The organism is Arthrobacter sp. B0316-1-20, assembly GCF_059091865.1.
Genome location: NZ_JBNHHC010000004.1, coordinates 247,419 through 257,925, shown reverse-complemented (window position 1 = coordinate 257,925; position 10,507 = coordinate 247,419). Strand labels below are relative to the sequence as shown.

Sequence of the window (10,507 nt, the reverse complement as noted above, 5' to 3'; positions counted from 1 at the left end):
GTCCGACCCGGCCGCTACGGTTACCGGCATGAACAGCTGGCATGAACGTCCCCGGGCCGCCTTTGATTTGGAAACCACGGGCCGCGATCCGCATACGGCCCGGATCGTCACGGCTTCCCTGGTCCTGGTCGACGAAGCGGGACATCCCGTGCAGGAGCGCGAGTGGCTGGTAGACCCCGGCGTCGACATTCCCGCCGAAGCGGCCGCGATCCACGGCGTCAGCACGGAGCGCGCCCGCGCCGACGGCCTCGATGCAGCCGCCGCCACGGCCGGGATCGCCGAGGCACTGGCCGGCTTCTTTGACGCCGGCATCCCCGTCATGGCCTTCAACGCCGCCTACGATTTCACCGTGCTGGCCAATGAATGTTCGCGGTACGGCCTGCTAGCCCCGACTGCAACGCCGGTGATCGATCCGTTCATTCTGGATAAGCAGATGGACCGCTACCGGCGGGGAAAACGCACCCTGGTGGCGCTGTGCGAACTCTACGGCGTGCGCTTGGAGGCTGCGCACACGTCGGCGGCCGATGCGCTGGCAACCATCGGAGTCGCGGATGCCCTCGCCCGCCGCTACTCAGGGCTCTGCGTCGACGCCGCCGAACTGCATGAACGGCAAATCGGCTGGTGCGCGCAACAGGCAGCCAGCTTTCAGGAATGGCTGCGGCGAACTGATCCGGAAGCAGTCGTAGACGGCGTCTGGCCCGTCCGCTTGATGCCGGTGGCCGTCTGACGCTTCCCTCGGGCAGCAACCCTGCCGCAGCTACTGAGCGCTTGAGTGTCAACTTCTGGTCGTCGTATGACGCGACCTTTGGTCGAGTTCCGGCGCGCTGGCACGGCTGTCATAATTAATACTCTGCGGCAGCGCATGCTATGGCGGCCGCCGATGCTTGCTGAGTTCAACTCCCCGAGGTTTCATGATCACCGTTACCGACCTGCGCAAGGTCTACCGCCAGGGCAACCGCGAAGTGGTGGCCCTCGACGGCGTCAGCCTGTCCGTTCCCAAGGGGTCCATCCACGGCATCGTCGGCCATTCCGGTGCCGGCAAGTCCACCTTGGTGCGGTGCCTTACGCTGCTGGACAGCCCAACGTCGGGCTCGGTATCAATCAATGGGGCGGAACTCAGCGCCTCCCGGGACGTCGACCTCAGAACGGCCCGGCGACGCATCGGGATGATCTTCCAGCATGCCAATCTGATGGATTCGCGCACCGCGGCCGACAACGTGGCGCATCCCCTGGAGATCGTCAAGACGCCCAGGGCAGCGATCCGCGCAAAGGTGGCCGAACTGCTCAAGCTGGTCGGATTGGAGGGGTTCGAGAACGCCTATCCGTCCCAGCTTTCCGGCGGCCAGCGCCAGCGCGTCGGCATTGCCCGTGCCCTCGCCTCGGATCCCGACGTCCTGCTTTGTGATGAGCCCACGTCAGCGCTGGACCCGAAGACCACCGATGAAATCCTGACGCTGATCCACGATCTCACCCAGCGGCTGCAGCTGACCGTGCTGGTGATCACGCACGAGATGCAGGTCATCAAACGCATCTGCGACTCGGTCTCGCTGCTGGAGGCGGGCCGGATCGTCGAACATGGCCCGCTGCGCAACGTGGCGGCCAATCTCGGCGGCCGCCTGTCGAGCACGCTGCTGCCGCTGCCGCCGGCCGAAACGAACGGCAGCGGCACGGTGATGGAAATCCTGTATTCAGGCGACAGCGCGTCGGAACCGGTGCTCACCGGGGCCGCACGCACCTTCGGCATGGACCTGAACGTGCTGGCCGGCAGCGTGGAGTCGTTGGCCGGCACCCAGTTCGGCCACCTCCGCATCCAGTTGCCGGCCGGGGCGGACACCGCTTCCCTCGCCCGGCACTTGACCGGCCAGGGCGTTGCCGTACGCGTCGTCCAGGAAGAGACAGCATGAACTTCATCAATGAACTGATGACCAATCCGGCCATCACCAAGGCCCTGCCCAAAGCCTTCGGCGAAACCTTGCTGATGGTGGGTGTCTCGGGCGCCTTCGTCCTGCTGATCGGGCTGCCGCTGGGCATCTTCCTCTACACCAGCTCACCGGGCGGCCTGCAGCCGATGCGGGTGACCAACCGGATCGTGTCCGACGTCATCGTGAACATCACCAGGTCCATTCCGTTCGCCATCCTGATGATCGCGCTGATCCCGCTGGCCCGGGCGATCACCGGCACATCGATCGGCGCTCTGGCCGCCTGTGTCTCGCTCACCATCGGCACGGTGCCGTTCTTCGCGCGGTTGGTGGAAACCGCCCTGCGCGACGTCAGTTCCGGCAAGATCGATGCCGCAATGGTCATGGGCTCCACCCGGCTGCAGATTGTGGCCAAGGTCCTGGTTCCCGAAGCCTTGCCCGGGCTGGTCGCCGCCCTGACGACCACGGTGGTCACCCTGGTGGGCTACTCGGCCATGGCGGGCCTCACCGGCGGCGGCGGTCTGGGCCAGCTCGCCTATAACTACGGCTTCCAGCGTTTCGACACCACGGTGATGATTGTCACGATCGTGATCATGGTGGTCCTGGTCCAGCTGATCCAGTGGACCGGGGATGCCATGGCCCGGCGCGTGGACCACCGCAGCGCAGCCCAGGCCGGCACCAGGAAACGCCGGCACGAGCCCGCCACCGCTGTCTGAACCGTCTCGCAATCCGCTCAGAAACACAGTTCAGGGACATTCAGTTCAGGGACATCGCCGTCCCGCTCCCCCATGCTCCCGCCGGCCGTGAGGCCGCGGAGGAATGCAGCCAGTAGCCGCTAGCTGCACCACATCCGGGATGAGCCGTCTTCGGCTGCCCCGGTTAGTTGAAAGGAACGCACACAGATGCGTAAAGCACTAACCCTCATTGGTACCGGCCTGGCCGCGGCCTTGGCGCTGACGGCTTGCGGTGGCTCTGATTCCACCCCCAGTGCTGATGCCACGCTGGATCCGGCCAATCCCACGACGATCACGGTGGGCGCCACCCCGGTCCCGCAGGGCCGGATTCTGCAGTTCGTCGACGAAAACCTGGCCAAGGATGCGGGCATCGACCTGGACATCAAGGAATTCACCGATTACCAAACCCCGAACATCGCCCTGAGCGATGGCTCGCTGGACGCCAACTATTTCCAGCACCTGGCCTTCTTTGACCAGCAGGTGGCTGACAAGGGCTACGATTTCGAACACGGCGAAGGCATCCACATTGAGCCGTACGCCGGATTCTCGTCCAAGCACAAGAGCATCGAGGACATCCCCGAGGGCGCAACCGTTGCGGTCACCAACGATCCGGGCAACCAGCCGCGCGCACTGAAGATGCTCGAAGCCGCGGGCCTGCTGAAGGGCATCGAGGATGATTCGGCGGCATTGACGCTGACCGACGAGCAGAACCCCAAGGGCCTGAAGTTCGAGGAGAACCAGCCCGAAATCCTGGTCCAGCTGATCGACGATCCGAAGGTCGACCTGGCCATCATCAACGGCAACTTCATTCTGGATGCCGGCCTGAACACTGATGATGCGGTGATCGTCGAATCGGCCGAGAACAACCCGTACGCCAACTTCCTGGTGTGGAAGGCCGGCGACGACAACCCGGCCATCGCCAAGCTCGAAGAACTGCTGCACAGCCCGGACGTGAAGAAGTTCATCGAGGAGACCTGGCCCAACGGCGACGTGTTCCCCGCCTTCTAACCCGGCAGCGGGCCGCTGAGCCAAGCGGCTGCAACGGGAGAGGTCCCCGGAAGCTTCGGCTTCCGGGGACCTCGACTGCTTAACTCGTCTTCTGGGTCAGCTCATTTCTGACCGGCTGCGCTGCGGAACCGGCGCCGGTTGCTCGCCGGAGTTCCGCCCCGTCATGACTTGGATGACCACCCAGGACACCGCCGTCACCGGAACGGCCAAGACTGCACCAATGATGCCGCCCAGGATGGTTCCTGCGGTCAGGGCCAGCAGGATCACCAGCGAGTGCAGGCTCACGGAGCGCCCCATCACCACCGGCTGCAGGAAGTTGCCTTCCAACTGCTGCACCACAATGACGACGGCGACCACCACCAGCGCGGCCACCGGGCCATTCGCCACCAGCGCCACCAGGGTTGCCACGACGCCGGCGACGGTGGCACCGACGATCGGGATGAATCCGCCGATGAAGATCAGCACCGACAGCGGCAGCGCCAGCGGAACCTGCAGGATGAACAGGGCCAGGCCGATGAAAAACGCGTCCACCGCGGCGACGGTTGCGGTCCCCCGCACGTAGCTGCCCAGCACGTCCATGGCACGCGATCCGGCCTCTTCCAGCTTGGGCCGCCGGGCCGCCGGGAACCAACTGAGCAGGAAGCCCCAGATCCGCGGACCGTCTTTGAGGAAGAAGAACAGGATGACGGCCATCAGGACCGCCCCGGTGATGATTTCCGCCGCGGTGGACAACCCGCTGAGGGCGCTGCGCCCGGCGGCAGCGCTGGTCAGGAAGTCCACCACCGAGGCCAGCGCTTCGTCGATCTGCCCTTGGCTCACCGGCAGCGGGAGGTTGGCCATCATCTCCTGCAGCTCCAGCCAGCCCTCGTTGGCGGAGCGGACCAATTCATCCGATTCGCTGCGGACCGCAAAGACGATTCCGGTGACCACCCCGCCGAGCACTACGAGGATCCCGAGGAACGCCGTGGCCGTGGCCAGCGCCGGGGACCAACCCCAGCGGCGCAGCAGCCCCACCACCGGGCTCACCGCCGCGGCCAAGATCAGGGCAATCAGGAACGGGATGACCAGCAGCCGCAGCTGCAGCAGCCCGTAGATCACCACCACGGCTAGCGCCAGCGCTAACAGCAGCTGCGCGGAACGGGTGGCCGTGCGGCCCAGGCCATCCGACCACATGGACCGCGGCGGCACCTGGACGGCGACCTCCGGAGCGGTGCGTGCACCGCCGTCGTGCGTTTCCTGCATTTGCCCGCGCCTGGACAACAGGCCCATCTGCACTCCCCTGGTTTGACGATTCGGCACACCGGTCCCGCGCGGGGACCGGTTTCTTCACCAGTCTGCCATGCCAAGGTCCTGCCCGGGCACGGCGGAGCGCGCCCGACGCTGTCCTGCGCCGGGCCTCGCCAAGGGGGTCAGGCCGTTGGTTCCGCCGCGGCGGCCCGCGCGGCCGCCGGGAGGGCCGCAAAGATCTTGTCCATCGCGGCATCGTCATGCGCGGCGGACAGGAACCACGCTTCGAAGACCGACGGCGGCAGGTAGACGCCGGCGTCGAGCATCGCGTGGAAGAACGGCGCGTAGCGGAACGCCTCTTGGGCCTGCGCATCGGCGTAGTTGCGGACGCCGTTGGCCGAGGTGCCGAAGGCCACGCTGAACAGGTTCCCAGCGGTCTGGATGCTGTGGTCCACGCCGGCCTCGGACAGGGCGGCGGACAGTGCGGCCTGCAGTTCCCGCGAGCGGGAGTCGATGGCCGTGTAGACGTCCGGCGTTGCGGCAGTCAGCGTCGCGACGCCGGCCGCCATGGCAATCGGGTTGCCGGAGAGCGTGCCGGCTTGGTACACCGGGCCCACAGGGGCCAGGTAGTCCATGACGTCTGCGCGGCCGCCCAGGGCAGCCACGGGCATGCCGCCGCCGATGACCTTGCCGAACGTCAGCAGGTCCGGCACGAACGGATCGGCTGTCCCCTCGGCGCCCCCAGTCAGCCCCCAGTAGCCGGCATAGCCGGTGCGGAAACCGGTCAGCACCTCGTCCAGGATCAGCAGCGCCCCGTGTTCGCGGGTGATCCGGGACAGGGCCGCGTTGAAGCCGTCGGCGGGGGTGACCACGCCCATGTTGGCCGGTGCCGCCTCGGTAATGACCGCGGCGATATGGCTGCCGCGGGCGGCAAAGACCTCTTCCACGGCGGCAATGTCGTTGTACGGCAGCACCAGCGTCTCGGCGGCAGTGGCCTCGGTGACACCGGCGGAGCCGGGCAGCGCCAGCGTGGCGACCCCGGAACCGGCAGCGGCCAGGAGCCCGTCCAGATGGCCGTGGTAGCAGCCGGCGAACTTCACCACCAGGTTGCGCCCGGTGTAGCCGCGGGCCAGACGCACCGCGGTCATGGTCGCTTCCGTACCGGTGGAGACCATGCGCAGCCGCTCGACGGCGGAGACCCGGCCGACGACCAGGGCGGCCAGCTCCGACTCCGCCGGCGTGGACGCGCCGAAGGACAGGCCGCGGTTCACCGCGGAGTGCACGGCGTCCAGCACGGCGGGGTGGGCGTGGCCCAGCAGGGCCGGTCCCCACGAGCAGACCAGGTCCACGTACTCGCGGCCATCGGCGTCGGTGAGGTAGGCGCCCTTGCCGCTGACCATCATCCGCGGGGTTCCGCCGACGGAGCCGAAGGCGCGCACCGGCGAGTTCACGCCGCCGGGCATCAGCTGGCGGGCGCGTTCGAAGAGCTCCTCGGAGCGGGCGGCTTCAGTCATGGTCTTGCTTCCTTTCGGCACAGCTTCAGTCCGCTGCGGTGTTGTGTCCGCAGCGCCAGGGAGTTGGGGTGGTCACTTTAACCAGCGGGCCAATTCCGGGGCCCAGTAGGTCAGCACCATGTCGGCACCGGCGCGGCGGATGCCGAGGACGGATTCCAAGATGGCGGCCTTCCGGTCGATCCAGCCGTTGGCCGCGGCCGCCTCGATCATCGCGTACTCGCCGGAGATCTGGTAGGCGGCCACCGGCACCGGGGACATTTCCGCCACGTCGGCTAGGACGTCCAGGTAGCTCATCGCTGGTTTGACCATGATCATGTCGGCGCCTTCGGCCAGGTCCAGCTCCACTTCGCGGATCGCCTCGCGCCGGTTGGCGGCATCCATCTGGTAGGTCCGCCGGTCTCCGGTCAGCTGCGAATCCACGGCTTCGCGGAACGGTCCGTAGAAGGCCGAGGCATATTTGGCGGCGTAGGCCAGGATGGAGGCGTCCTGGTAACCGGCCTCATCCAACGCCTGGCGGATCACCGCCACCTGGCCGTCCATCATGCCGGACGGACCCAGCACGTCGGCTCCGGCCGCCGCCTGGACCACAGCCATTTCGGCGTAGATCGGCAGCGTGGCGTCGTTGTCCACGGTGCCGTCCGGAGCCAGTACGCCGCAGTGCCCGTGGTCGGTGAATTCGTCCAGGCACACGTCGCTCATCACCACGAGGTCATGGCCCACCTCGGCCTTCACGTCAGCGATGGCGCGGTTCAGGACGCCGTCGGGGTCTACTCCCGCGCTGCCGACCGCGTCGCGCACTGCCGGAATGCCGAAGAGCATGATGCCGCCCAGCCCCAGTTCCACGGCTTCGGCGGCCGCCCGCTTGAGCGAGTCCGCAGTGTGCTGGACAACGCCCGGCATGGACTGCAGCGCGACCGGCTCACTGATGCCTTCGCGGATGAACGCCGGCAGGATCAACTGGTTCGGGTGGGTGCGGACCTCCGCCGTCATCCGACGAATCGCTTCGGTGGCCCGCAGTCGACGGGGCCGGTGGTAGGGGAAGCTCATGGCGTTCCTTCCGTTTCGTTTGGCTGGCGCCCCCAGGTGTGTGCGAGCGCGTCGGCGATGCCCGACGGGGTCGGTTCGGCGGCGGTCGCCGCGATCTCCAGCCCCAGCTCGGCGGCCTGCCGTGCCGAACTGGCGCCGATGGCGATCAGCCGGAGCCCGGCCGGCCAGGGGTCAAGCAGTCCGGCCACCCTCCGGGTCACGCTGGGCGAGGTGAGGACGACGGCGTCGACGCCGCCGTCACGTGCGCGGCTGCGGAAATCGGCGGCCGTGATCACTTCCAGGCCATCGGTACGCTCCCGGGAGGCGATCTCCAGTGCCGCCGTCAGCCGGAGCTCCGGCCGGGCCGGGTAATCCACGGTCCGGTAGGCGGTCACGGGCAGCACCTGCCAGCCTTTTGCCATCAGGCCTTCGAACACGGTGGGGGCGGCGATGTCCGCCTGCGGCAGCAACACCGTCATCCGCTCCGTCGATCGGCTCGCGTCTTCGGGCGGAAGCGGCCAGGCGTCCACCAGGCCGACGGCGTCCATGCTTCCGGGCGGAACCAAGTCCACCGAGAGTCCTTCTGCCTCAAGCGCCCGGGCGCTCGGGGTGCCCACGGCGGCAACCTTGGTGTCCCCGACCAGGGCGGCCAAGCTAGTTCCGCGCTCCTGAGCGCACGCTTTTAACGCGCGCACCGTAGTGATGCTGGTAATCACCAACCAGTCCACCTTGCGCTGGGCCAGCAGGGTGAGGGCTTCGTCCAGTTCGCCAGGCTTGTCGGTCCGCTCGAAGTCAATAAGGGGCAGGACGCTGGCCGACGCGCCCCGCCGAAACAGTTCGGCGGCCATCCCGGCTGCCCGATCCGGCGTGCGCGGCAGCACCACCCGCAGCCCGTGGAGCTGGTTCTCAGGCGCCCCGCGCTGCCGCAGCAACGCCATGGTCAGTGGCCAGCCTGGCTCATCAAGTCGCCAGCGCCCTGCCCGAGCAGCTCTTCAGCCAGTCGGGCGCCCAGCGCCACAGCGTCTTCGGAACCGGTTGCCTGCGCCTGTTGCTCTCCGTGCAGCAGCCGGCTGCCGTCGGGGCTGCAGACCACTGCCTTGAGCACCAAGCTGCCGGCGTCGACCCGTGCCAGCGCGCCCACCGGAGCGCTGCAGCCTGCTTCCAACCGTGCCAGCAGCGAGCGCTCAGCGGTCACCGCCAAGCGGCTTTCCGCGTCGTCGTAGTCGGCCAGCGCGCCGGCCAGCGCCGTGCCTGCCGCTGCGTCGGCCACCCGGCACTCAACAGCCAATGCTCCCTGCCCGGGAGCGGGCAGCATGACCGACGGGTCCAGCAGTTCTGTCACATGCTGGGTGCGGCCTAGCCGCGCCAGTCCGGCGGCGGCGAGCACGACGGCGTCAAGATCGGCGTGCTTTCCTTCCACCCTCGCTTCACCGGTCAGTCCCTTGACCCGTCCCAGCCGGGTGTCCACGTTGCCGCGGATATCCACCACGTCCAGGTCGGGGCGGGCGGCGCGCAGCTGGGCCGCCCGGCGCGGCGAACCGGTGCCCACTTTGGCCCCGGCGGGCAGTTCGGCGAGGGTCAGGCCGTCGCGGGCGCACAACGCGTCCCGGACGTCCACGCGTACCGGAATGGCAGCGATCTGCAGCCCCTCGGCCACGCCGGTGGGCAGGTCCTTGAGCGAGTGCACGGCCACGTCGCAGCGGTCGTCGAGAAGCGCCTCGCGCAGCGCGGCGACGAACACACCCGTGCCGCCGATCTGGGCCAGCGGCCCTTTGAGCACATCGCCCTCGGTCTTGATCCGGACCAGTTCGTACTCCAGCCCTCCCCCGGCGGCCAGGGCCTCGGCCACCGTGGTGGTCTGGGTGACGGCCAAGGCGCTGGCGCGGGTACCCACGCGGACGGTTACGGTCATGGCTGCGTCACCCCGACGGTCGAATCCATACCCGCGACGGTCGGTTTCTCGCCGCGGCGGTTGGCACAACAGCCGGGCATGCAGACGTCCATCCACGGGCCCAGCGCGGACAGTGCCGGGCGCTCCGCCTGGTGCTGGTCCACGGTCCGTTCGCAAACGAGGTCCACCAAGCCCTCGACGAATTTTTGGTGCACGCCGGGCGTGGGGATGCGGGCTGCGGCCAGGCCGAGGTTGCGGCAGGTTTCCAGTGCCTCGGTGTCCAGGTCCCAGACCACCTCCATGTGGTCGCTGACAAAGCCCAGCGGGACGATGACTACGCCCTTGATGCCTTGCGCCGGCAGTTCCTCGATTGCGTCGTTGATGTCCGGTTCCAGCCACGGCACGTGCGGTGCGCCGGAGCGGGACTGGTAGACCAGCGACCAGTCGACGCCGGCGGCTTCCGGTACCCGGTCCAGCACCGCGCGGGCGGTGGCCAGGTGCTGCGCCACGTAGGCGCTGCCGCCCTCGTACTCCACGCCGCGCGGGCCGGCGTTCTCGGCGTCCGCGATTGGAATGGAATGGGTAGCAAACAGGATGTGGACCTGTGCGTCCGCTGCGCCCTGCGCTGCCAGATCGGCACGGACCCGGTTCAGGCCCTCGGCCAGTCCGTCCACAAACGGCTCCACGAAGCCCGGGTGGTCGAAGTACTGGCGGACCTTGTCCACTTCCAGCTTTCCGGCCAGCCCGGTTTCCACCAGTGCCATGCCGAAGTCTTCGCGGTACTGCCGGCAACTGGAGTAGCCGGAGTAGGCGCTGGTGCTCAGGGCCAGCACGCGGCGGTGGCCCGCGTCGTACGCTTCCTTGAACACGTCGGTGATGTAGGGGTCCCAGTTCCGGTTTCCCCAGAGCACCGGCAGGTTGATCCCGCGGCGGGCCAGCTCTGCTTCCAGGGCGGACTTCAGCGCACGGTTCTGCGCGTTGATCGGGCTAATGCCGCCGTTGGCCCGGTAATGGGTGGCGACTTCCTCAAGCCGTTCGTCGGGGATGCCGCGGCCGCTGGTGACGTTGCGCAGGAACGGAAGGACGTCGTCCTGGCCTTCGGGCCCGCCGAAGGAGGCCAGCAGGAGAGCGTCATAGTTCTTGGGCTGCATGGTCCCGTCGGGAGCCACGCCCGCCCGCGGGTCGAAG

General features: G+C 68.0%; 10 protein-coding genes. 4 read left to right on the top strand and 6 right to left on the bottom strand.

Annotated elements, in window-relative coordinates:
• The first annotated feature begins 28 nt into the window (after positions 1-28).
• The 4 genes from AC5RW2_RS08645 (at position 29) to AC5RW2_RS08630 (ending at position 3,661) form a co-directional block, all read left to right on the top strand.
• The gene (locus AC5RW2_RS08645) at positions 29-727 is read left to right on the top strand and encodes a 3'-5' exonuclease (protein ID WP_493962928.1); all 699 of its coding nucleotides are present in this window, start codon (positions 29-31) and stop codon (positions 725-727) included.
• A 184-nt stretch (positions 728-911) separates the two neighbouring features.
• Entirely contained in the window at positions 912-1,904 is a 993-nt protein-coding gene (locus tag AC5RW2_RS08640) for a methionine ABC transporter ATP-binding protein (protein ID WP_493962929.1), read from the top strand.
• Positions 1,901-2,635, top strand: a complete 735-nt coding sequence (locus AC5RW2_RS08635; protein ID WP_493962930.1) for a methionine ABC transporter permease — start codon at positions 1,901-1,903, stop codon at positions 2,633-2,635. The genes AC5RW2_RS08640 and AC5RW2_RS08635 overlap by 4 nt, the downstream gene beginning before the upstream one ends.
• A 186-nt stretch (positions 2,636-2,821) precedes the next feature.
• Complete coding sequence (locus AC5RW2_RS08630; protein ID WP_493962931.1) at positions 2,822-3,661, top strand: MetQ/NlpA family ABC transporter substrate-binding protein; 840 nt, start codon at positions 2,822-2,824, stop codon at positions 3,659-3,661.
• Positions 3,662-3,757: 96 nt separating this feature from the next.
• Here AC5RW2_RS08630 and AC5RW2_RS08625 read toward each other — a convergent pair whose 3' ends face one another.
• From AC5RW2_RS08625 to AC5RW2_RS08600, 6 genes are all read right to left on the bottom strand, one after another.
• Positions 3,758-4,903: an AI-2E family transporter gene (locus tag AC5RW2_RS08625; RefSeq protein ID WP_493962932.1), complete on the bottom strand. Its 1,146-nt coding sequence runs from the start codon at positions 4,901-4,903 to the stop codon at positions 3,758-3,760.
• Between the two features lie 167 nt (positions 4,904-5,070).
• On the bottom strand, positions 5,071-6,402 hold the full coding sequence (gene hemL / locus AC5RW2_RS08620; protein WP_493962933.1) for a glutamate-1-semialdehyde 2,1-aminomutase: 1,332 nt from the start codon (positions 6,400-6,402) through the stop codon (positions 5,071-5,073).
• Between the two features lie 72 nt (positions 6,403-6,474).
• On the bottom strand, positions 6,475-7,449 hold the full coding sequence (gene hemB / locus AC5RW2_RS08615; RefSeq protein WP_493962934.1) for a porphobilinogen synthase: 975 nt from the start codon (positions 7,447-7,449) through the stop codon (positions 6,475-6,477).
• Complete coding sequence (locus AC5RW2_RS08610) at positions 7,446-8,366, bottom strand: uroporphyrinogen-III synthase (protein WP_493962935.1); 921 nt, start codon at positions 8,364-8,366, stop codon at positions 7,446-7,448. Before AC5RW2_RS08610 ends, hemB begins: the two co-directional genes overlap by 4 nt.
• A 2-nt stretch (positions 8,367-8,368) precedes the next feature.
• Positions 8,369-9,340, bottom strand: coding sequence for a hydroxymethylbilane synthase (gene hemC, locus AC5RW2_RS08605; RefSeq protein WP_493949715.1), 972 nt, complete (start codon positions 9,338-9,340; stop codon positions 8,369-8,371).
• Positions 9,337-10,470: a ferrochelatase gene (locus tag AC5RW2_RS08600; RefSeq protein WP_493963153.1), complete on the bottom strand. Its 1,134-nt coding sequence runs from the start codon at positions 10,468-10,470 to the stop codon at positions 9,337-9,339. Before AC5RW2_RS08600 ends, hemC begins: the two co-directional genes overlap by 4 nt.
• Positions 10,471-10,507: the final 37 nt, after the last annotated feature.